Genomic DNA, 23,571 nt, shown 5'->3' with positions numbered 1-23,571 from the left:
CACCAGTTTTTTATGCGCTGACAATCGCCAAGCGCCTGCCGCCGTTTGCAAATAGACGCGCCGCGCTAAAACGCAAAAGGCCCACCAAGATTGGCGGGCCTTTCGTTTACCTAGGCAGCGTCTCTTATTGCGGAACGTCGCCTACAATGCCTTCAACGTAAAAGTTCATGCCAGCCAAGCCGTCATCACCATAGTCGGAGGCGGTTTCGCCGTCAGCCAACCAGACAGACCCGTCTTGTTTGTTGATCGGACCAGTGAACGGGTGCATGTCGCCCGAACGGATAGATTCGATCATCGCTTCAGCGGATGCTTTGATCTCTGCAGGGACTGCGTCGGTGATGTCACCAATGCCAACCATGCCCGGCGCGATACCGTCCCATGTGCTTGTGCTTTCCCATGTGCCATCGATCACGGCTTGTGTGCGTGCGATGTAATATGGTGACCAGTTGTCGATGATCGAGGATACGCGCGGGTACGGGCCGAATTCAGCCATGTCGGACGCCTGACCGAATGTTGCCACGTTACCAGCAGCTTGGGCTGCGGCTTGTGGTGCTGTTGAGTCAGTGTGCTGCAAGATTACGTCAGCGCCTTGTTCGATCAGAACAGTCGCTGCTTCGGCTTCTTTGGCTGGATCAAACCATGTGTAGGCCCAGACGATTTTGAATTCGACGTCAGGGTTCACCGCTTTGGCTTGCAGGTAGGCTGCGTTGATGCCGCGAATAACTTCGGGGATCGGGAAGGACGCGATGTAGCCGATCACGTTGCTTTCGGTCATCTGACCCGCAATGTGGCCTTGCACAGCCCGGCCTTCGTAGAAGCGTGCGGAATAGACAGAGACGTTGTCAGCTTGCTTGTAGCCCGTCGCGTGCTCGAATTTCACGTCTGGGAATTTGCCAGCGACGTTGATCGTCGGGTCCATGAAACCAAAAGATGTCGAGAAAATCAGGTCAGCACCGTCAAGCGCCATCTGCGTCATCACACGTTCGGCGTCTGGGCCTTCTGGCACGCTTTCGACAAATACGGTTTCAACCGCGTCACCGAAATGCTCTTCGACAGCCAAACGGCCTTGGTTGTGCTCGTATGTCCAGCCGCCGTCGCCGACTGGGCCTACGTAGATAAAGCCGATCTTTGTGGTTTCGTCTTGCGCGAAAGCCGCAGTTGTCAGGCCAAGGGCAAAAGTGGCCCCGGTCAGAAGTGATTTCATCATGTTTTTAATCCCCATTGATGGTCGTGGTCGTATGCCCCTAACGCGAGGCGTGAAAGATTCGGCCCAGTGATCCGGGCGCACGTCCAGCCCGCATAATAACCAGAACGACGATGGTTGCCAGATACGGCGACATCGAAAGATATTCGACCGGAATTGCCATACCAGCGGCCTGCAGGTTCAGCTGCAAAACAGTCACCCCGCCAAAAAGGTAGGCACCCAGCAAAAGCCGCCCCGGTTTCCAGCTGGCGAAAACAACGATGGCAAGGGCGATCCAACCCGCACCTGCCGTCATGCCTTCCGTCCACTGCGGCACCCGCACAAGGCTGAGGTACGCGCCGCCAAGGCCAGCACAAGCCCCGCCGAACATAATCGCCAGCATCCGCACGCGTTTGACCTTGTAGCCCAGCGCATGGGCCGCGTCGTGATTTTCACCCACAGCACGCAGGATTAGACCTGCACGGCTGAATTTCAGAAACGCCCAGACCGCCAGCACGATCAACAGGCCGACATAGACCATCGGATCGTGTTGAAATACAATTGGGCCGATGACCGGAATATCGCCCAACAGCGGGATGTGCCAATCAGGAAAACTAGGCGATTTGATCCCGATATAACCTTGGCCCATCAAAGCACTCAGCCCCAACCCGAACAGGGTTAATGCAAGGCCGGTCGCAACTTGGTTCGACAGTAAATACTGTGTCAGGAACCCGAACAGCGACGCCAGCATCGCACCGCCGATGGCCGCGCCAATGAACCCAAGCCACGGCGATCCGGTGCTCACCGAGACGATGAACCCGCAGACAGCGCCCGTGATCATCATACCTTCAACGCCAAGGTTCAAAACGCCGGATCGCTCTACGACCAATTCGCCAATCGCGGCCAACATGATCGGGGTTGCCGCGACCATAAGCGATGCGAGCAACAGGATAGGGTTGATTGATGACAGATCCATTATGCGACCTCCCCCTGCCCAAATCGGACGCGGTAATGCGTTAACACATCCACCGCGAGCAAGAAGAATAGCAGCATCCCTTGCAGCAGTTGAATAGCCCCTCCAGGCAGGCCGAGTTTGCTCTGCGCAATTTCGCCGCCGATATAGGTCAGCGCCATCAGCCCACCCGCCAGCAAGATTCCGACGGGATGCAAACGGCCCAAGAACGCGACGATAATCGCAGTAAATCCGTAACCCACGTTGAAATCGATGCTGATTTGCCCCGCAGGTCCAGCGACTTCGAACAATCCAGCGAGACCAGCAAGCCCTCCCGAAATCGCCATACACAGCAGGATCAACCTGCCCGGATTGACGCCCGAAAACGCAGCCGCACGAGGGGCAAGGCCGGACAATCGCACCTGAAATCCAAAGATATGGCGCGAAAGCATGATGTAGGCAAAAATCACCGCGATAAACGCCGCGACAACACCCCAGTGCATGCCAGACCCAGAGATCAATTCAAGGTTCGCCGCCGATGGATATTGCGACAGGTTCCGTGATCCGGGAAAGCCCATGCCTTCGGGATTGCGCAACGTGCCTAGCGCCATAGATGCCAGCAATTGCTCGGCCACATAGACCAGCATCAGGGACACCAAAATCTCGTTTGTGCCAAATTTCACCCGCAGAATGCCGGGGATCATGGCCCACAGCATGCCGCCCAATGCGCCCGCGATCACCATTGCGGGAAAGATGAACACGCTTTCCATCGGGTACATCGCGAGGCCCACAGCCGCGCCGCAAATCGCGCCGATGATGTATTGCCCCTCTGCGCCGATGTTCCACACACCGGCTCGGAACCCGAACGACAGACCAATGGCAATCAATACCAAAGGCGCGCCTTTCACCAGCAATTGCGGGCGATAATACCATGCAAATTCCGAAAACAGCGGGTCATAAAAAATCGTGCGGATCGTCACCAACGGGTCTTTGCCAAGTGCGGCAAACAACGCGCCGCCCACCAGCATCGTCAGTAAAACCGCCAAAATCGGCGTCGCCAACGTCCAGCCTTGCGACGGCTGCGGTCGTTTCTCAAGCATGATCATGACCGCGCCCCCTGTTTCATTTCGCCAAAACAACTCATCTTACGACGTTGCAACATGGGCGACCTCCATGTCGTGCGCACCGCCCAACATCAGCCCGATTTCGTCCACCGTCAGCCCGTTAGCAGCGCGTGGCTCTGATAAACGACCTTCGTTCAACGCGGCGAACTGGTCGGATATTTCCATCAACTCGTCCAAGTCTTGCGAGATCACAATCACCGCAGCCCCGTTGGCCGCCAGATCAAGCAAGGCCTGCCGGATCGCCGCCGCCGCGGCCGCATCCACGCCCCACGTCGGTTGGTTCACGACCAAAACATCGGGGGCTTGCAGTATCTCGCGACCGATCACGAATTTCTGCAGGTTCCCGCCTGACAAGGCGCCTGCCGTGTTTGCCGCCCCGGGCGTGCGGACGTCAAAATCTTTGATGATCTGATCCGCAAAGGCCCGTGCTTTGCCCCACCGCAAGAAGCCTCGCGATGTGAGACCTTGCCGCACAGCACCCGTGAGAACCGCGTTTTCGACCAAGGACATATCGCCAGCGGCGGCGTGCCCGTTGCGTTCTTCGGGGGCCACTGACAGCCCCAATTTACGTCGCGCGTTTGGCCCGAGTTTGCCGATCGGCTGCTCGTCCAGCATCACCATGCCGTTTGCCGTGCGCATTTCGCCGGACAGTGCCGCGACCAGTTCGTCCTGCCCATTGCCAGCGACGCCGCCGATGCCCATGACTTCGCCAGCGCGAACACGCAGGTTAATATCGCGCAGCGGCGTGCCAAATTGATGCGGCGCGGGTGCGCTAAGCCCGTTAAGCACGAGAACACCGCGCCCAACGGCCCGTTCGGCCTTGGTCGGGACTTGCAGTTTCGCGCCGACCATCAATTCTGCCATGTCCCGCGCCGACGTGTCACGCGGGATGCAGTCGCCGACAACAGCACCCAGACGCAGAACCGTTGCGCGGTCACACAGGCTGCGAATTTCTTCGAGTTTATGCGAGATATAGAGGATCGCCGTGCCTTCAGCGGACAGTTTGCGCAGGGTCTCAAACAGGATATCGACCTCTTGCGGGGTTAGCACCGATGTCGGCTCGTCCATGATCAGCAGTTTAGGATCCTGCAAAAGACAGCGAATGATTTCAACGCGTTGCCGCTCACCCGCCGACAATTCACCGACGATCCGTGACGGGTCCAGCGGCAGCCCGTATTTTTCCGATACCTCGCGCACACGTGTTGCGATTTCGCGCTGCGGTGGTGGGTTTTCCATGCCCAACGCGATGTTCTCGGCCACGTTCATTGCATCGAACAGCGAGAAGTGTTGGAACACCATCGCCACCCCAGCGATCCGTGCCGCACGTGGTTCGGCTGGCGTAAAGGCCGCGCCGTTCAGCGTCATCGTCCCCGTGTCAGGCTTCACCAAGCCGTAGATCGTTTTCACCAGCGTCGATTTACCAGCACCGTTTTCCCCCAAAAGCGCGTGGATTTCGCCACGTTCGATGTCGAACGACACATCGCTGTTCGCCACAACACCGGGGTAGGCTTTGGTTAAGCCTTTTAGCGCCAGTAAAATCTCACTCATCCGGTGCGTTCCTCTTTCACGCTTTGCGTGGTTAGCATGGCCGTCGCAACGCTGAGCGCAATTGCTTGGGGGTGTTTTCCAAGGGCTGGATCGCCAATCGGACAGGCAATGCGTGAAATTTGTTCGTTACCATGACCCATCGCCGTTAATCTGCGCCGAAACCGTGTCCATTTTGTATCGGACCCGATCAAACCAATGCTACCAAAATCGCGCCGCAGCAAGGCATCGCAGAGCGCTAAATCGATGTCATGTGAATAGGTTAGCACCAGATGGTCCGCGTTTGAGGGGGCGTGCGGCACGACCAGCAACGGGTCCGCCGCAACCAATGGGGCAACGCCGTCCGGCAGGTTGCTCGGCATACGTGCAGCGGTGGTGTCGATCAGCGTAATCGGGCGGTCATTGAAAGGCGCGAAAACGCCCGCAATCGCGCGACCGACGTGCCCAGCGCCCCAAATCCACAAAGCGGGTTGCGTGGCGTCACCGACAGCCGCGCCCTGCTGAAACCCAAGCGTCACGGTCCCGCCGCAGCACTGCCCAAGGTCCGGCCCCAGCGGCATGACACGTTGCATGTCAGTCTTGCCGTTCGCCAGCATTTCGTGGGCAATTGCCGTGGCTTCCCATTCTAACGCGCCGCCGCCGATTGTGCCGTCTTGGCCGTCCGCAAACACCCGCATCGCGGTGCCCGCATCACGCGGCGCCGATCCTTGGGTCCGCATGACCGTGATCGTGATCCACTGGTTCTCACCCATTGCGCACACGGGTCACGGCGTCCAAAACTGCTTCAGCGGTGGCTGGTGCGTCGAGTGCCGGATAGCCCTCACCGCAGCTGGAAATCGCATCGGATAGCGCCAAAAACGCGGAAATCCCCAGCATGAACGGCGGCTCGCCCACGGCCTTGGATCGGTAGACGGTTTTTGCAGGGTTCGGTTGATCCCAGAGCGCCACGTTGAAAATGTCAGGCCGATCAGAGCAGGCCGGAATTTTGTAGGTCGAAGGCGCGTGCGTGCGTAGTCGCCCTTTGTCATCCCAGACCAGTTCTTCGGTTGTTAACCAGCCAGCGCCTTGCACATAGCCACCTTCAACCTGTCCGATATCAATGTCAGGGTTCAGCGATGCGCCCGCGTCGTGCAAAATGTCAGCGCGCAGAATGCGGTTTTCACCCGTCAGCGTGTCGATCACAACTTCGGTCACGGCGCAGCCATGGGCAAAGTAAAAGAACGGCCGCCCCTGCCCTTTGATCCGGTCCCATTCGAGGTCTGGCGTTTTGTAGAACCCCGTCGCAGATAGGCTGACGCGGTTGCTATACGCCAGCAAAACCGCTTCGGCAAAGGTCATGGTCGCGTCGTTGACGGTGACTTTGCCGTCCGCGAAAATCACGTTGTCAGCGGTGGTTTCGTACTGTTCTGCGATAAATGCGGCGATCCGGTCGCGGATCGTGTCACAGGCGATTTGCACCGCCATGCCGTTCAGATCGGTGCCAGATGATGCAGCGGTGGCTGATGTGTTTGGCACCTTGCCCGTGTCGGTGGCCGTGATCTTGACCGTAGATACGTCGACACCAAAGCGCGACGCCGCGACTTGGGCGACCTTTTGAAACAAGCCCTGTCCCATTTCCGTCCCGCCATGGTTCATGCGGATCGAGCCGTCTTGGTAAACATGCACCAAGGCCCCCGCTTGGTTCAGGTGCGTCAACGTAAAGGAAATCCCGAATTTAACGGGCGAAAAAGCGATGCCGCGCTTGAGGACCGTGTTTTCCGCGTTGAATTTCGCGACAGCAGCTTTGCGGGCCGCGTAGTCGCTCGACTTCAGCAACGCGTCGGTCATGCCGTGCAGGATAAAGTCGGTGACTTCCATGCCGTAGGGCGTTGTTTGGCCGGCGGTTTTTGGCGAATGCTCACCGCCAAAACGGGTGCCGCGCGTGTTTTGCCCAACCGCGCCGTCCATTTCTGCATAGTAGTTCCGTTGGCGCACCACAATCGGATCAAGGTTAAGCGTGGCCGCGATGTGGTCCATCATCCGCTCGATCCCCACAACACCCTGCGGGCCGCCAAAACCGCGATAGGCGGTGGCGGACTGTGTGTTGGTTTTCAAACGGTGCGACGTGATCCGTGCGTTTGGCAAAAGATATGCGTTGTCGGCATGCAGCATCGCACGGTCAGCAACCGGCAGCGACAGATCAAGCGCCCAGCCACAACGAGTTGCGTGGGTAAAATCAACGCCAGTCACACGTCCGTCGCCGTCGAAACCTACGTCGTAGTCGATCCGAAAATCGTGGCGTTTTCCTGTGATCGTCATGTCGTCGTCACGGTCGTAGCGCATCTTGCAAGGCTTGCCTGTCAGACGCGCGGCAACGGCACAGCCGACGGCTAACGCATTACCTTGGCTTTCTTTGCCGCCAAAACCGCCGCCCATACGGCGGACTTCGCAACGTACATCGTGCATCGCGAGGCCCAGCGCGTCGGCGACTTTGTGTTGGATTTCAGTCGGGTGTTGGGTCGATGAATGCACCACCATTTCGCCGTCGTCTTGCGGTAGGGCAAGTGCTGCTTGGCCTTCGAGGTAGAAATGTTCCTGACCGCCCATTTCAATCGTGCCTTGCAGCCTGTGCGCGGCGCCTGTCAGGGCGGTATCAACGTCGCCTTTGGTCCAGATGCGCGGGCCTTCCTCGAAACGGCTATCCGCCGCCAGCGCCTGATCTATCGTGAGGATCGGCGTTTGTTCGGCGATCTCGATGTCACCCAAACGCGCGGCCTTGCGCGCGGCAAGATGCGATGTGGCTATGACCAGAAACAGCGGTTGTCCGAGGTAATGCACCGTATCCACGGCCAGCAACGGCTCGTCATGCGCAGAGGGCGAGACATCATTGGCAAAGGGCAGATCGTCCGCGACCATCACGGCGACGACGCCATCAGCTGCACGTACTTTGTCCAAGTTCATCGCGGTGATCGTGCCACACGCGACCTCTGACATGCCGAATGCAAGGTGCAGCGTGCCTGTGGGCGTTGGAATGTCGTCGATGTAGCGGGCTGCACCTGTCACGTGCAATTTGGCGGCGTCGTGTGGAAGTGATTTTGCGACACTCATGGCTGGACCTCCAAGACGTTCGTGGCGGTCCCTGTTGTTTCCGCGAAGTAGCGGCGCAACATGTTGGCAGCGGCAGCAAGGCGGTAATCCGCAGAGGCGCGCATGTCCGACATTGGCGTGTAGTCGGCGCCAAATTGCGCGGCGGCAGCTTCGATAGTGTCCGCGGTCCATGGTTGGCCGATCAGCGCTGCTTCGACGGATTTTGCACGCGCAGGTGTCCCTGCCATGCCGCCGAAAGCGATGCGAGCGGCGATCACAGTGCCGTCTACGATGGTGATATTGAACGCGCCGCAGGCTGCTGAAATGTCCTGATCAAAGCGTTTCGAGAGCTTATAACAACGCAGGCCGTCTTGACCCAAGGGGATCGTGACGCCTGTGACCAATTCGCCAGCGGCGCGGTCTTGCTTGCCGTATGCAATAAAGAATTCTTCGATCGGGATTTGCCGTTCGACGTCGCGCAATTGCAGATGAAGCGTCGCACCCAGCGCGATTAATGCGGGCGGGTTGTCCCCGATGGGCGACCCGTTTGCGATATTGCCGCCAATGGTCGCGGCATTGCGCACTTGGACCGATCCGTAGCGGCGGATCATTTCGGCATAAGACGGGTAGTCGTCGCGAAGGGTTTCCAGCACGTCGGTCATCGTGACGCCCGCGCCAAAGTGGATGGCGTCATCGGTGCGTGTGATCTGCTTAAGCTCTGGGCAGCGACCGACAAAGCCGACCTGATCCAAATCCCGCAGCTGTTTCGTGACCCAGAGGCCCACATCCGTGGCCCCCGCGACCAGCGTCGCGTCGGGATTGTCGGCGTACCAATTTGCGAAGTCGGATAGTGTGACGTCGGGGGCGTCGGCGGTGACGTCAGCCTTGTCCTTCACCCAAACAGGCACGGGCTGTTCAACGGCAGCTTTGGCCGCGCGAATGATTGGCGCGTAGCCCGTACACCGGCACAGGTTGCCCGCAAGCTGGTCGTCGTGATCACGACGGCCATTGCGGTGCGCGGTGGCCATGCTCATCACGAAACCGGGTGTGCAGAAACCGCATTGCGATCCGTGGTGATCGACCATCGCTTGTTGCACGGGATGCAATTCGCCGGACGGCCCGGACAGCCCTTCGACAGTCCTGACAGATTTCCCGTCGAGTTGCGGCATGAACAAGATGCAGGCATTCAGCGCCCGCGCCCCGTCCGCATCCGTGACCATCACCGTACAAGCACCGCAGTCGCCTTCGTTGCAGCCCTCTTTGGTGCCGCACAGCCCTTGATCCTCGCGCAGCCAATCGAGCAACGTCCGTGTGGGCGCGGCTTCGACGCTGATCGTTTCTCCGTTCAGAGAAAACGCAACTTTCATGATGTTAAACCTGCCGCCTTACTGAAATTCTTCACAAGGATTTGGCACAGCGTCGATGCGGCGTAGACGCGGCGTGCCCCTTGGGTTGCCGACGATCAAAGCCCGCATGCCATCGTTTGGCAAGGAAAAACTTGCTAAATTGTCGCAGCCAGCGCGGCCAGTTGGTCGGCGGCGATGCCCCAGCCTTGTTCGAATCCCATCTCTTCGTGGGTTTGACGGAAGACCGCATTGGGGTGCAATGCGCGGACTTGATAGAGGCACCCGCCATCCTTGGCCGTGAGGGTAATGTCAGCTGTGAATGGGAATGCGCCGTTCTCTTTTTTCATCTCTGACGGAACAAATCCGGCGGTCAACACGCTGGTCCAAACCAGCCGTTCATTAGGGATTGCCACCAAAACGCAACCTGCGCTTGTGACGGTTCCTGCACCGGGAATTTCCATGGAATTGCTGAAATCACCACCCGCAACAGGGTCCATCGCGACATCAAAAACCCGCACAGGTTTCGGTGCGAACCACTGCTCAATCAAGGCCGGTTCCGTCAAGCACCGCCACACAGCAGCAGGGCTCGCGTCCATCTGACGGTCGAGGGTCAAAGCGTGATTAGTCATTTTAGTCCTCCATGCGGTCTTCCCAGACCTTGCGTTGCCATGCCAACCAGCCTTGCGCCTCTAGCAATGGCGCGGCCTCGATGTGACACATCCTGACACGACCCTTTTTGATCGACCGCACAAGCCCCGCGCTTTCCAGCACGCCGAGGTGCCGCATGAACGTGGGCAGTGCCATGTCGTGCGGCGCGGCCAGATCGCTGACGCTTGCGGGGCCAGCCACGAGCCGTTCCAACACCGCACGGCGGGTCGGGTCGGATAGCGCCCCAAAAAAGGTATTCAGATGTGATGACATGCGCCTAGTATTTCTTGCGGCCTACGCGCGGTCAATTGCGTTTCGCACCTTCCCCCCCCGCCGCTGCTCGCATAGTGTCGGGGGATGTCAGATCCTCGCTTTATCCATCTTCGCTTGCACACGGAATATTCCCTTCTTGAGGGGGCCGTGCCTGTTAAAAAACTGATCGGCCTTGCCACTGGCATGGATATGCCCGCCGTTGCCGTAACCGACACGAACAACATGTTCGCAGCGTTGGAGTTTTCGGAATACGCATCCAAGGCTGGTATCCAGCCGATCATCGGCTGTCAGGTCGATATTCGCTACACCCAAGCTGATCCGGGCAAGAAACCAGAGGCCCCCGCGCCTGTTGTGCTGCTCGCGAAATCCGAAGCGGGCTACATGAACCTGATGAAGATCAATTCATGCGCCTACCTTGATCAAGGCAACGAGGTGCCGCAGGTCAACATGCAGGAACTAGCGCAATATAGCGACGGTTTGATCTGTCTCACTGGCGGACCTGACGGACCCATCGGACGGCTATTGCGCCAAGGACAGCGGCCCAAGGCCGAACTGCTGATGGATCAGTTTTTCGAGATTTACGGCGATAACCTATACGTCGAATTACAACGTCACCCCGGCGAGAACGGCGTGACCGAAGCCGAGAAACTGTCGGAACGCGGTCATGTCGAAATGGCCTATGCCAAGGGCATTCCGCTGGTTGCGACCAACGATGTGTATTTCCCCAAAACCGGTTTATACGAAGCGCATGACGCGCTGATCTGTATTTCCGAAGGCGCATATGTTGACCAACAAGAACCGCGTCGCAGGCTGACGCCGCAACACTATATGAAAACACCGCAGGAAATGGTGACCTTGTTCGCCGACTTGCCAGAAGCGGTTGAAAACACAGTCGAGATCGCAAAGCGTTGTGCGTTCAAAACCTACAAACGCGACCCGATCCTGCCGAAATTCGCGGACGACGAGGTCGCGGAATTGCGCCGTCAGGCCGAAGAAGGGCTGAAAGCGCGGCTCGCCGTGATCCCACACGCAGCAGAGATCAAAGAATACGAAGACCGGCTGGAATTCGAGCTGGGCATCATCGAGGGCATGGGATTTCCCGGATACTTTTTGATCGTTGCCGACTTTATCAAATGGGCCAAGGATCAGGGTATTCCCGTCGGTCCAGGCCGTGGGTCCGGTGCGGGGTCGCTGGTGGCCTATGCGCTACTGATTACCGACCTTGATCCGCTACGCTATTCGCTTCTGTTCGAGCGGTTCTTGAACCCCGAACGTGTGTCCATGCCCGATTTCGATATCGACTTTTGCATGGACCGCCGCGAAGAAGTTATCCGCTTTGTGCAAGACAAATACGGGCGCGATAAAGTCGGACAGATCATCACATTCGGTGCGCTACTTTCTAAAGCCGCCGTGCGTGATGTCGGTCGCGTGCTGCAAATGCCTTATGGCCAAGTGGACCGCCTGTCGAAAATGATCCCCGTCGAGGGCGTCAAACCTGTGTCGATTGAAAAGGCGCTGGCGGACGAGCCACGCCTGCGCGAAGAAGCCAAAAACGAAGAGGTCGTCGACCGTCTGTTAACATATGCACAGCAGGTCGAGGGGCTTTTGCGGAACGCATCAACCCACGCGGCGGGTGTTGTGATTGGCGACCGTCCGCTGGATGAATTGGTGCCGCTGTACCAAGATCCGCGCTCTGACATGCCCGCGACGCAGTTCAACATGAAATGGGTGGAACAAGCGGGGCTGGTCAAGTTCGACTTCTTAGGCCTGAAAACCCTAACCGTCATTCAGAATGCCGTGAACCTTGTCGTGAAATCGGGCCGTCCGCTGCATGTGAATGCCGCTGGTGACGAATTATTCCAGCCGCCAGAAGGGCTGTCCAACGACATCGGGACCATCCCGCTGGACGACGAAAAATCCTACAAGCTGTATTCATCCGCCAAAACCGTCGCCGTGTTTCAGGTGGAATCCAGCGGCATGATGGACGCGCTCAAGCGCATGAAGCCGAACTGTATCGAAGATATCGTGGCGCTTGTGGCGCTGTATCGTCCCGGTCCGATGGAGAACATTCCGACCTATTGCGAGGTCAAGAATGGCCTGAAGGAAATCGAATCCGTTCACGAATCCATCGACTACCTGCTGGCCGAAACCCAAGGCATCATCGTTTACCAAGAACAGGTTATGCAGATTGCGCAGGTCATGGCGGGTTATAGCCTCGGTGGCGCTGACCTTTTGCGCCGTGCGATGGGTAAGAAAATCGCCGAAGAAATGGCCAAGGAACGCCCGAAATTCGAAAAAGGCGCGATGGAGAACGGCGTCGATAAGAAAAAGGCGTCAGAGGTTTTCGACCTTCTCGAAAAGTTCGCCAACTACGGCTTTAACAAATCACACGCGGCGGCCTATGCGGTGGTTAGCTATCAAACCGCATGGTTAAAAGCGAACCACCCTGTCGAATTCATGGCAGGCGTGATGAACTGCGATATTCACCTGACAGACAAACTGGCGGTGTATTTTCAAGAGGTCAAAAAGGGCCTCAAGATCGACTATATCCCGCCTTGTGTGAACAGGTCTGAAGCGACGTTCGACGTGCGCGACCAAAAACTGGTGTACGGGCTGGGTGCGTTGAAGAACGTCGGTGTCGAGGCGATGAAACTGATCGTCGAAGGCCGCGACGGGCGCGAATTTGTGAACCTGTTTGACGTTGCGCGGCGCGTTGACCTGAAACGGGTTGGGAAGCGTCCGCTAGAGATGCTCGCGCGTGCTGGTGCCTTTGATGTGCTTGATGGAAACCGCCAGCGTGTGTTCCGGTCACTTGATCCGCTGGTCGCCTATTCCGCCGCGATCCATGAGCAAAAATCGTCGAACCAAGTCTCGCTGTTTGGCGAAGCGGGCGACGATCTGCCCGAACCGCGCCTTGCTGGTGGTGACGATTGGTTGCCTGCCGAACGCTTGGCCGAAGAATTCAAAGCCATCGGGTTCTACCTGTCCGGCCACCCGCTGGATGACTACATGGCCGCCCTCAAACGCAAAGGCGTTTTGACGCTGGACGAGGTCACAGCAAAGGCAGAACGCGGCGCCTGTATCGTCAAAATGGCAGGTACTGTGTCAGGACGGCAGGAACGCAAATCGGCTCGTGGCAACCGCTTTGCCTTTGCGCAACTGTCTGATCCAACAGGACAATACGAGATCACGATTTTCTCGGATACCTTGGAATTAGCCCGCGAACACCTTGAGACTGGATCGCAGGTCGTGATCCAAGCCGAGGCAACGATGGAATCCGACCAGTTGAAATTGCTCGGGCGCTCGGTCGCCCCGATTGATAGTGCTGTGGCGGACGCGGGTAGCAGCGGTTTGCGCGTATTCTTGGACGCGCCTGACGCGATTTCATCGGTCGCCACGATCTTGGAAAACGCATCGCGCGACGGGATAAAAGGCGGACGCGGTCCGGTTTATTTCTGCCTGATGAGCGCGGACTTACCAGGTGAAGTCGAGATCGATCTTGGCCAACATTACCCCGTGAACCCACAAATTAAGGGCGCATTGCGGTCGCTAAACGGGGTTATCGAAGTCGAAGAAGTCTAGCGGCACCTTTTCGCCTTAGACAAAGGGCCACATGGACACAGACACGCGTTCTGTCCTAAACACAGCGTCGGGACAGTAGGGGAATTTGGGCATGAACTGGCAATTTACGGCGATCATTGGCACCTGTGTAATGTTGGCTGCTTGTACCGGAACCCAAACCACAGCGCCCAATACCCTGTCAGATTTAGACCGCTTGAGTGAAGTCACATTGCCCGAAGGTGCCACGCAAGACGACGCCGTGGCCGCAGCACTTGCGCTCGCAGCGGCACCCGCGGCCCCCGAAGGCGGATTGCTGGGTGGATTGTTCGGCAGCGGCGGATTGCTGGGTGGGAATACGACAGCGCAAACAGTGGTCCGCACAGGCCCCGACGCCCGCGTGATCCCTTACGGCGAAAGCGTCGCTTACGGCGAAATCGCCACGGTCTGCGATGTGCCAAGCGGCAGCATGGGCACCGAAGTTGCCAACGTCAGCGGCTACAAAATCTACGACACAATCCCGAATGCCACGGCAATGCGACCGCATTTCATCACCGGATTTGACGACGGCTGCGCGAGACAATTTACAGCGGCATTGAGCCTGACAGGCGACGTCGGCACACACGAAGTTGTGCGCTATTTGCCGACCAACCAAAACGTCCCCTACAGCGGCACTGACAATGCCTACGAGGCGATCAAAGCGTCATTCTGCCGTGTCAGCCACGGGAAGCCTTGCGGCGCAAAACTAGACCGGATGGCTACAAACACCACGTTCGTGACCGCCTACGAGACGTTTGGCGCGAACCCGAGGTGGGTCGAAATTCTGCTGCACGACGGCGAAGTCAAAGCGATTGATTTCAAAGAACGCTAAAGCCGCGCCGTAGGTGCCCGCCCACAAAACGTGTGTTTGTCGCACCTACGGGAGCCTCCGGCGGGGATTTTGAAGTAGTCAAAGAAGCGGTGGCGCGGCGACCGATTACCCGTCGATCCTGATATTTGCGTTTTTAGGATCATAGGGGCTGTCTTCGACGATTTCCGCATCCCAAAGCGCGTCGAACATCCGGACTTTGAGTTTCGTGCCGACGACAGCTTGCTCCGGTCGCACATAGCCTAGGCCGATGGATTTCTCGAAAGCGACGGAATAACCGCCGGATGTCAGGCGACCGACGCGGGTGCCGTCTGGGGTATAAAGTGCCTCTCGGCCCCAAGGGTCAGCGTCATCAGGGCCGTCGATGAGTAGGGTCACGCATTTGGACCGGATGCCTTTTTCGACCATCGCGTCTTTGCCGTAGAAGTCTTTGCTTAGGTCGATAAAGCGCGGCAGGTCTGCTTCGGCAGGGGTCGCGTCGCGGCCCAATTCATTGCCAAACGCGCGGTATGATTTTTCCTGACGCAGCCAGTTTTGCGCCCGCGCACCGACGAGTTTCATGCCGTGCTTTTCGCCCGCCTTTTCGAGCAGATCGAACAGGTAGTTCTGCATCTCCATCGGGTGGTGCAATTCCCAGCCTAGTTCGCCCGTATAGGCCACACGGATCGCGTTCACTGGACACATGCCCAGTTCGATTTGTTTGGCGGACAACCACGGGAACCGCTTGTTGGACAGGGCTGTTTCGGGGTCCGCGTCTTTGATCACCTCTGCCAGCACATCGCGCGATTTCGGGCCAGCGATGGCAAAGACGCCGTATTTCGTGGTGACATCTTCAAGGTTGATCCGCCCGAATTCCGGTTCTTTGTCGGCGATAGCTTTGGTCAGGTAATCTTGGTCGTAGGCATGCCACGCTCCTGCGGACACGAGATAATACTCATCCTCAGACAGGCGCACGATGGTATATTCCGTCCGCGTGGTGCCGTGCGATGTGAGCGCATAGGTCAGGTTGATCCGCCCGATTTTGGGCAGTTTATTGCAAGTGAACCAGTCGAGGAATGCCGTCGCCCCTGCCCCCGAAATCTTGTGTTTGGTAAAGGCGGTTGCATCCACGAGACCGACACCTTCGCGGATCGCTTTGGCCTCTTCGACCGCGTATTGCCACCAGCCGCCGCGCCGGAAGGATCGTGCGTCGTGGTCGTTGAACCCTGCTGGCGCATAGTAGTTCGGGCGTTCCCAGCCGTTCACAAACCCGAATTGCGCGCCGCGTTTCGCTTGGCGGTCATAGGCGGGCGAGGTGCGCAGCGGGCGGCACGCGGGCCGTTCCTCGTCCGGGTGGTGCAGGATGTAGACGTGGTCGTAACATTCTTCGTTTTTGCGGGCCGCAAATTCGGTCGTCATCCAGTCGCCGTAGCGTTTGGGATCAAGCGACGCCATGTCGATCTCGGCCTCGCCGTTCACCATCATTTGCGCAAGGTAATAGCCCGTGCCGCCCGCCGCTGTGATGCCGAAAGAAAACCCTTCGGCCAGCCACATATTCCTCAAACCGGGCGCAGGACCAACCAGCGGGTTGCCGTCAGGCGTGTAGCAAATCGGGCCGTTGAAATCGTCTTTCAGCCCGCTTTCCTCGCAGGACGGAATGCGGTGGATCATCGCCATATATTGGTCTTCAATCCGTTCCAGATCGAGTGGGAACAGGTCGGCGCGGAACGCATCCGGCACGCCGTATTCAAACACGGCAGGCGCGTTTTTCTCGTAGACGCCCAAGATCCAACCGCCGCGTTCTTCGCGCACATAGGATTGCGCGTCAGCGTCACGGATCACGGGATGTTCGACGTGGCCTTCGGCGCGGAATTTCACCAGATCGGGGTCTTGGTCCATCACGATGAACTGATGCTCAACGGGAATCGCGGGAATTTTGATGCCCAGCTTTTTGGCAGTTGTCTGCGCGTGGTTGCCCGAGGCAGTGACGACATGTTCTGCCGTGATAACAATTTGCTCGTCGGATGGGATCAGATTGCCGCCCTTTTCGACCATTTTGGTGCAGGTCACATCCCAAGCCGTCCCGTTCCATTCAAACGCGTCAGCCTGCCATTTGCGTTCAATTACGACACCGCGCTGGCGAGCGCCCTTGGCCATCGCTTGGGTCACGTCGGCGGGGTTAATGTAGCCGTCGGTGTTGTGGTAAAGTGCGCCCTTGAGGTCGTCGGTTTTGATCAGCGGCCATTTCGCTTTGATCTGATCGGGCGTCATCCATTCATACGGCACGTCGCAGGTTTCAGCCGTCGCCGCATAGAGCATATATTCGTCCATGCGTTCCTGCGTTTGGGCCATGCGAAGGTTGCCGACGACAGCAAAACCAGCGTTCAAGCCTGTCTCTGCCTCAAGCTGCTTATAGAAATCAACCGAGTATTTGTGGATGTGCGTTGTCGCGTAAGACATGTTGAACAACGGCAGCAAGCCTGCGGCGTGCCATGTTGATCCTGACGTCAATTCGTCGCGCTCGAGCAGCATCACGTCATCCCAGCCCGCTTTGGCCAAATGATACGCAATCGACGTGCCGACAGCACCGCCCCCGACGACCAAGGCTTTGACAGTAGTTTTCATGCACGCGACTCCACAGGATGCTCTTTGAGCCACTGTGTCGCAATCGACGGGCGGACGTTAGAACCTTCCGACCTTGAAAGGTGCAAAACCGACAGCGGCGACTAATTCTTAACTTTTGGGCGCTATGCAGAAATGACACTTGGCGCATTTGCTTACATTTGGAGGCTCAACAAATGCCGTAGAAATGCCTATGTTGGATTCACCACACGTAAGATGTGGAATATGAGGAGTAGTTTTATGTCACGCTTGCTAACCATGCTGGCGTTAGTCTCGGCAAGTTTGCTGAGCGCTTGCGCTGCAACACCTGACAGCTATGTGGCTGGTCGGGCTGATAATGATTTGTTGCGCTTTTCTGCCGCGAATTACGCGATTCCAACGGGTCCAACCCGCTAGTCTACGTTTTTAACGGTACATTTAAGCCAATCGATTACCACGTGCCATTTTCGGCACGTGACCCATTTTAATACCCAAATTTCAAATCGGATTTACCCAAAACATCGGACCAGCCACGAAGATCACGTGACTCAGTTACACCGGCTGGCTATGGTCCAAATAACAATAAAACCAAACAGGCAGCCCGCAGTGGAACAGGCACAAACATGGCGTGCCCGACGCACCGATTTTATGCATCGCTTCCATGCGCGGCGGTCTGCACGCGCACGACCTGCGACTGGGTTTGTGTCGCAGCCGGAACCAAAAACGATAGGTCACTTTGCCAGAGGACGGCAGTTGATCAGCGGGAATTTCCTGTTCGCGGGGGCTTTTGTCCAAGCCCCGAATGCGTTGATTTGGGACATTGGCATCGACAATCCCCGTATTGCCGAAGAAATTCAAGGTTTTGCGTGGCTTGATGATCTGGCCGCCGTTGGCGACATGCGCGCGCGCGAACGGGCGCAAGCGTGGGTCGCAGATTGGATCGCGCGTTATGGCACGGGCGTTGGGCCTGGCTGGACGCCCGATCTGACGGGGCGTCGTTTGATCCGTTGGATCAACCACGGCCTGTTTTTGCTGCGCGGTCAGGATAAGGCGGCGTCGGACATCTATTTCCGCTCGCTTGGCCAGCAGACACTGTTTCTTGCCAAACGCTGGCGCACGACGGAACCCGGTTTGTCGCGTTTTGAGGCGCTGACGGGAATCATCTACGCAGGGCTTGCCCTTGAAGGCATGGAGCAATTCGCCCCGCCTGCGGTCAAGGCGCTGGCCAGTGATTGCGCCACGCAGATCGATAGTATGGGTGGGATCGCCACGCGGAACCCCGAAGATTTGCTAGAGGTTTTCACGTTGATTACATGGGCGACCCAAGCGTTAACGCTTGCAGGGCAAACGCCGCCTCGCCAATTCATCGAAGCCCAAGAACGCATGGCCCCGACCCTGCGCGCCTTGCGTCATGCAGATGGTAGCCTTGCGCGGTTTCATGGTGGTGGCCGTGGGATCGACGGGCGGTTGGATCACGCGCTGGCAGACTCGCATGTCCGCGTCACGCCGATTGAACCCAAAGACCTGCACATGGGATTTGCCCGCGTCACGGCTGGTCGCACGTCGATGATTATCGACGCCGCGACCCCGCCTGTTGGCCCAGCGTCCGGCGATGCTCATGCCAGCACGCTTGCGTTCGAGGTCACATCGGGGCGGCGTCCGATTATCGTCAGTTGCGGATCAGGCCGCAGCTTTGGCGAAGACTGGCGTCGTGCCGGTCGCGCTACGCCGTCGCATTCGACGCTGTGGATCAATGGATATTCGTCGTCGCGCCTTGCCCCCCCCGTCAGAGGTAGTCATTCGGCGGAACTGCTGCTGGACGTGCCGCAACGTGTGCAATGTGAATTCTCGAACCTAGATGATGGCAAGCGGCTGGAATTGTCCCACGACGGCTACCGCCAGACACATGGGCTGACCCATGCGCGGACCATCGATATTGCGATTGATGGACGTGGTTTGGTGGGTGAAGACTTGCTGACGACGCTTGGCACTAACGACGAAGCCCGCTTTGACGGCCAGCTATCACGCAGCAGCCCCGGTGTGCCGTTTACGATCCGATTCCATCTGCACCCTGATGTTGATGCAACCGTCGATCTGAGCGGCGGTGCCGTGTCGATGGTGCTGAAATCCGGCGAAGTTTGGATCTTTCGACACGACGGGCAGGCCACATTAAGCCTTGAGCCGTCAGTTTATTTGGAAAATGGCAGATTAAAGCCCCGTAGCGCGCAACAGGTGGTTTTAACCAGCGCCGCAATGACATATGCGACGCGCGTCCGCTGGTCGTTGGCCAAAGCACAAGACACGCCCGATGCGGTGCGTGATCTGACCCCAAACGAGCCGGTGGGCGGTTACGATGACACATCACGGGGACAATGATGACCGATCTCGCACCACTACGCCGCGCACTGCTTTCTGTATCTGATAAAACGGGGCTCATTGAATTGGGCCACGACCTTGCCAAACGTGGGGTTGAATTGCTCTCGACTGGCGGTTCGGCCAAGGCGCTGCGCGATGCAGGCCTAGACGTGAAAGACGTGGCAGACGTCACGGGCTTTCCTGAAATGATGGACGGGCGCGTGAAGACGTTGCATCCTGTCGTGCATGGCGGCCTGTTGGCCCGCCGCGATCTGGAAGGTCACGTCGCCGCGATGGAAGAGCACAACATCGGTCCAATCGACCTGCTGGTTGTGAACCTCTATCCGTTTGAAGAAGCCGTTGCCAAAGGCGCGGATTACGACACCTGCATCGAGAACATCGATATCGGCGGCCCTGCGATGATCCGGTCATCCGCCAAAAACCACGCTTTTGTCACGGTTGTGACTGACGTTGAGGACTACGCTGCTTTGCGTGCCGAATTGGACGCCAACGACGGCCAGACAACCTACGCCTTCCGTCAACGCCAAGCGCAGATCGCTTATGGCCGCACGGCCGCCTATGACACCGCTGTCAGCACTTGGATGGCAAATGCGATTGGGAACAAAGAGCCGCGCCGCCGCACATTCACAGGGACGTTCACCCAGACTTTGCGCTACGGCGAAAACAGCCACCAGTCGGCGGCGTTCTACACCGACGGCACCAACCGTCCGGGTGTGGCAACAGCCCAGCAGCATCAGGGCAAGGAGCTGTCCTACAACAACATCAACGACACCGATGCGGCGTTTGAATTGGTGGCGGAATTTGATCCCGCGAACGGCCCTGCCGTGGCGATCATCAAACACGCGAACCCATGCGGCGTTGGCCAAGGGGCTACGCTGCTTGAAGCTTACACCAAAGCGTTCGATTGCGACCGTACCTCTGCGTTTGGCGGGATCGTAGCGCTGAACCAACCGCTTGATGAAGACACTGCCAAAGCCATCGTCGAAATCTTTACCGAAGTTGTGATCGCACCGGGCGCGTCTGATGCGGCAAAAGCCGTGTTCGCGACCAAGAAAAACCTGCGTTTGCTGACCACAGACGGTTTGCCTGATCCACAGGAACAATCGCTGGCCTACCGTCAGGTTGCTGGCGGCATGTTGGTGCAGGACAAAGATACCGATGATCTGCGTATCGAAGACCTGAAAGTCGTGACCAAGGTTGAACCAACCGACGACCAACTCAAAGACCTGCTGTTCGCATGGAAAGTTGCCAAGCACACCAAATCCAACGCGATTGTTTACGTCAAAGACGGCGCGACTGTGGGTGTCGGTGCTGGGCAAATGTCCCGCCTCGACAGTGCTTTGATCGCTGCGAAAAAAGCGGAACGCATGGCAGACGCGATGGGGCTGCCACAACCGCTGACCATCGGGTCTGCTGTGGCGTCCGACGCATTCTTCCCCTTTGCTGACGGTCTGATGGAAGCCGCCGCTGCGGGGGCGACCTGCGTGATCCAGCCGGGTGGTTCTATGCGCGACGACGAAGTCATCAAAGCCGCGGACGAGGCTGGCATCGCCATGGTCTTTACAGGCACACGGCACTTCCGGCACTAATCGGTTACCAAAACGCACTAGGTGAAAAACACGATCAATACCCTGTAACACCCAACATGGGCTGGGTATTGATCATCCAACTTTTCGAGTAACGCCCATTAAGGACACAACGATGCGCCCACTCTTTTGGACAGCTTTCTGGATTTTCCTGATAGATCAGCTGTCAAAATACTATGTTCTGCACTGGCTCAAGCTGGATCAGATCAGATATATCGACGTCGCGGCCCCGTTCCTGACATTCCGCATGGCGTGGAACAGAGGCGTGAATTTCGGGCTTGGTGCCGGATATGACATGCGGTGGGCGCTGATTGGCGTTGCCTTGGCGATTTCCATTGGCGTGATTGCCTGGCTTTGGAAAGCTGGCGGCACGCGCAATATGATGATCGCGGCGGGCCTGCTGGTTGGCGGCGCAATGGGGAACATCGTTGACCGCGTGATGTACGGGGCAGTTGCGGATTTCTTGAACATGTCCTGCTGCGGGATCGACAATCCGTATGCGTTCAACGTCGCGGATATCTCTATTTTCGCGGGCGCTATCGGCCTTGCGTTTCTATCCGACAGTGGCGGTTCCAAGCCGTCGAAAAAATCCCGTACAAAGAGGTCGTGACGCGGCAGCAATCCTGCGCTAAACACACGGGACCAAAGACTTAAGGAACGGCAATGCGTGCAATCATCTTGGCAAGCGTCCCTGTACTGGCTCTTGCAGCCTGTTCAAACGGACCTGCGACTCCGATCCGTGATTTCGGGTCGGTGACGATCACGCCGTTCGAGAGCAATCTGGAGACGCAGAAAGAACTCGATCTTCCTGCGACCTTCCAAACTTTGCCTCAGCCCACACCCGGTGGGCGTAATCGCGCAGATAACTAAGACCTGCGCATTGCTGCTTTGAATTCCGTTAACCGGAATGCGCCTAGCATCTGACCAATCGCAAAATAGCTCACGATCCCGCTGACCACGAGGATCAACAAGCCGATGTAGCGCGTGCCGCCGCTGCCAAGCATCGGTTGCAGCACGATTGCCAGTCCGAACAGAACAGCCCCCATCGCCACCGCTGACGCGATAATCCGCGTGATCCGGCGCTTGAACCGCGCGTCAAATTGCGACGCCTTGCCCATGCCACGCGCGCCCCACCACAACTGGCCAACCATCGCCCAGCTCGTCAGCGTCGTGCCGACAGCCGCCGCGATAAAGCCGATGTAATCGCGCAGACCGAAGGCCAGAACAGCGTTCAGGATCATCGCAAAGATCGCATAGTAAAATGGACGTTTCGTGTCGCCGCGTGCGTAAAACAACGGCTGAAGCGCTTTTTGCAGCACGAATGCGGGCAGGCCCAAACCGTAAACCGCAACGGCCAAGGCGGTCGCAGCCGTGTCGTCGGCTGTGAATGCGCCCCGTTGGAACAGAACTGACACCAGCGGGATCGGGATCACGATCAGTGCAATTGCGGCGGGAATTGTGAGGGCCAAGGCGACCTCGGACGCGCGGTTAAACGCATCTTGACCGCCCGCCTCGTCACCCGCTTGAAGGCGGCGCGACAGGTCCGGCAGCAACACCACACCAATCGCAATCGCGATCACGCCCAGCGGCAGTTGGTACAGTCGGTCCGCGTAGCTAAGCCACGCAATTGCGCCGTCAAAGGTACTGGCGACCTGACGGCCCACCAACAAGTTGATCTGTAAAACACCGCCCGCCATCACCGCAGGTATGGCGATAATCGCAAGGCGTTTCAGGTCCGGCGTCAAACGTGGCATCCGCAACGCCATCGGAAAACCGGCACGTCTGGCGGCGATGAAAACAAGCGTCACCTGCGCAATACCCGCAAAAGGCACAGCCCACGCCAACCCGCGCCCAAACCCGACAGTCGCGTCGAAAACATAAGCCCCGCCGACAACTGTTGGCCCGCCGACCAGCCACATCACAACCATGATGCCAACGAAGAAGATGTTCAGCAAAACGGGTGCAGCAGCAGCGGCCACGAACCGCCCCGTTGCGTTCAAAACGCCGGACAGCAGGGCCGCGAGCGAGATGAACAAGATATAAGGAAACGCGACCTGACCGTAGGCCACGGCCAATTCAAACCGAACATCACCGCGAAAGCCCGCAGCCATCAGTGTGACCAGCGCAGGCATGAAAGCGACGGCGATCCCTGTAAAGATCATCAGGACGAACCCAAGCCCCAAGAACGCGTCTTGCGCGAATGTCAGTGGATCGTCGTCCGCCTCTAGCTTCTTGGAAAACATCGGCACGAATGCCATGTTAAACGCCCCTTCCGCGAAAAAGCGGCGGAACATGTTGGGCAATGACAAGGCGATCAGGAACGCCTCTGCGACGGGACCAGTGCCAAGGAACGCCGCCATCATAATGTCACGCGCAAAGCCCAGAACACGCGACAGCAATGTCCACAGACCGACCGTAAAGAAACCGGCCATCAAACGAATTGGCTTCACGCAGGCCACTCCGTCT

Annotated in this window: 18 protein-coding genes; 7 read left to right on the top strand and 11 right to left on the bottom strand. The window is 57.9% G+C overall.

The annotated features are described in order from the left end of the window. Positions 1-124: 124 nt before the first annotated feature. The 9 genes from FHS72_RS00575 to FHS72_RS00535 form a co-directional block, all read right to left on the bottom strand. Positions 125-1,207, bottom strand: coding sequence for a BMP family ABC transporter substrate-binding protein (locus tag FHS72_RS00575; RefSeq protein ID WP_425511098.1), 1,083 nt, complete (start codon positions 1,205-1,207; stop codon positions 125-127). A gap of 37 nt (positions 1,208-1,244) precedes the next feature. Next, entirely contained in the window at positions 1,245-2,159 is a 915-nt protein-coding gene (locus tag FHS72_RS00570; RefSeq protein WP_183523970.1) for an ABC transporter permease, read from the bottom strand. Next, the gene (locus tag FHS72_RS00565; RefSeq protein WP_183523967.1) at positions 2,159-3,241 is read right to left on the bottom strand and encodes an ABC transporter permease; all 1,083 of its coding nucleotides are present in this window, start codon (positions 3,239-3,241) and stop codon (positions 2,159-2,161) included. The genes FHS72_RS00570 and FHS72_RS00565 overlap by 1 nt, the downstream gene beginning before the upstream one ends. A gap of 39 nt (positions 3,242-3,280) precedes the next feature. Next, complete coding sequence (locus tag FHS72_RS00560; RefSeq protein ID WP_183523964.1) at positions 3,281-4,807, bottom strand: ABC transporter ATP-binding protein; 1,527 nt, start codon at positions 4,805-4,807, stop codon at positions 3,281-3,283. After that, positions 4,804-5,556 (bottom strand): xanthine dehydrogenase accessory protein XdhC, encoded by a 753-nt coding sequence (gene xdhC, locus FHS72_RS00555; RefSeq protein WP_183523961.1) that lies wholly within the window; start codon positions 5,554-5,556, stop codon positions 4,804-4,806. The genes FHS72_RS00560 and xdhC overlap by 4 nt, the downstream gene beginning before the upstream one ends. Next, the gene (gene xdhB / locus FHS72_RS00550; protein WP_183523958.1) at positions 5,549-7,891 is read right to left on the bottom strand and encodes a xanthine dehydrogenase molybdopterin binding subunit; all 2,343 of its coding nucleotides are present in this window, start codon (positions 7,889-7,891) and stop codon (positions 5,549-5,551) included. The genes xdhC and xdhB overlap by 8 nt, the downstream gene beginning before the upstream one ends. Next, positions 7,888-9,237, bottom strand: coding sequence for a xanthine dehydrogenase small subunit (gene xdhA, locus FHS72_RS00545; RefSeq protein ID WP_183523955.1), 1,350 nt, complete (start codon positions 9,235-9,237; stop codon positions 7,888-7,890). The genes xdhB and xdhA overlap by 4 nt, the downstream gene beginning before the upstream one ends. Before the next feature lie 134 nt (positions 9,238-9,371). After that, the gene (locus FHS72_RS00540; RefSeq protein ID WP_183523950.1) at positions 9,372-9,845 is read right to left on the bottom strand and encodes an SRPBCC domain-containing protein; all 474 of its coding nucleotides are present in this window, start codon (positions 9,843-9,845) and stop codon (positions 9,372-9,374) included. A 1-nt stretch (position 9,846) separates the two neighbouring features. Next, entirely contained in the window at positions 9,847-10,137 is a 291-nt protein-coding gene (locus FHS72_RS00535) for an ArsR/SmtB family transcription factor (RefSeq protein ID WP_183523947.1), read from the bottom strand. Between the two features lie 84 nt (positions 10,138-10,221). Between FHS72_RS00535 and dnaE the strand changes: the two genes are divergently transcribed. Together dnaE and FHS72_RS00525 are read left to right on the top strand one after the other, a co-directional pair. After that, a complete protein-coding gene (dnaE, locus tag FHS72_RS00530; protein WP_183523944.1) occupies positions 10,222-13,719 on the top strand; it encodes a DNA polymerase III subunit alpha in 3,498 nt (1,165 codons plus the stop codon). A gap of 91 nt (positions 13,720-13,810) precedes the next feature. Beyond that, the gene (locus FHS72_RS00525) at positions 13,811-14,566 is read left to right on the top strand and encodes a hypothetical protein (protein ID WP_183523941.1); all 756 of its coding nucleotides are present in this window, start codon (positions 13,811-13,813) and stop codon (positions 14,564-14,566) included. Positions 14,567-14,671: 105 nt separating this feature from the next. Here FHS72_RS00525 and FHS72_RS00520 read toward each other — a convergent pair whose 3' ends face one another. Continuing rightward, positions 14,672-17,167 carry a GcvT family protein gene (locus FHS72_RS00520; protein ID WP_183523938.1) on the bottom strand — a complete coding sequence of 832 codons (2,496 nt, stop codon included), beginning with the start codon at positions 17,165-17,167 and terminating at the stop codon, positions 14,672-14,674. Between the two features lie 237 nt (positions 17,168-17,404). Here FHS72_RS00520 and FHS72_RS00515 point away from each other — a divergent pair, with 237 nt between their 5' ends. The 5 genes from FHS72_RS00515 (at position 17,405) to FHS72_RS00495 (ending at position 21,975) form a co-directional block, all read left to right on the top strand. Continuing rightward, positions 17,405-17,560, top strand: coding sequence for a hypothetical protein (locus tag FHS72_RS00515; RefSeq protein WP_183523935.1), 156 nt, complete (start codon positions 17,405-17,407; stop codon positions 17,558-17,560). A gap of 231 nt (positions 17,561-17,791) precedes the next feature. Then, positions 17,792-19,519 carry a heparinase II/III family protein gene (locus tag FHS72_RS00510; RefSeq protein WP_183525259.1) on the top strand — a complete coding sequence of 576 codons (1,728 nt, stop codon included), beginning with the start codon at positions 17,792-17,794 and terminating at the stop codon, positions 19,517-19,519. Then, entirely contained in the window at positions 19,519-21,108 is a 1,590-nt protein-coding gene (gene purH, locus FHS72_RS00505; RefSeq protein ID WP_183523932.1) for a bifunctional phosphoribosylaminoimidazolecarboxamide formyltransferase/IMP cyclohydrolase, read from the top strand. The genes FHS72_RS00510 and purH overlap by 1 nt, the downstream gene beginning before the upstream one ends. Before the next feature lie 112 nt (positions 21,109-21,220). Then, positions 21,221-21,715, top strand: coding sequence for a signal peptidase II (gene lspA / locus FHS72_RS00500; protein WP_183523929.1), 495 nt, complete (start codon positions 21,221-21,223; stop codon positions 21,713-21,715). Between the two features lie 53 nt (positions 21,716-21,768). Continuing rightward, positions 21,769-21,975: a DUF3035 domain-containing protein gene (locus FHS72_RS00495; protein WP_183523926.1), complete on the top strand. Its 207-nt coding sequence runs from the start codon at positions 21,769-21,771 to the stop codon at positions 21,973-21,975. Here FHS72_RS00495 and murJ read toward each other — a convergent pair. Then, positions 21,972-23,555 carry a murein biosynthesis integral membrane protein MurJ gene (gene murJ, locus FHS72_RS00490; RefSeq protein WP_183523923.1) on the bottom strand — a complete coding sequence of 528 codons (1,584 nt, stop codon included), beginning with the start codon at positions 23,553-23,555 and terminating at the stop codon, positions 21,972-21,974. The genes FHS72_RS00495 and murJ overlap by 4 nt on opposite strands. Between the last annotated feature and the right edge of the window lie 16 nt (positions 23,556-23,571).

It is taken from the genome of Yoonia ponticola, from assembly GCF_014199395.1.
Lineage (GTDB): Bacteria > Pseudomonadota > Alphaproteobacteria > Rhodobacterales > Rhodobacteraceae > Yoonia > Yoonia ponticola.
Note: the sequence above shows the minus strand (reverse complement) of the source record. Positions and strands in the feature narration are given on the sequence as shown.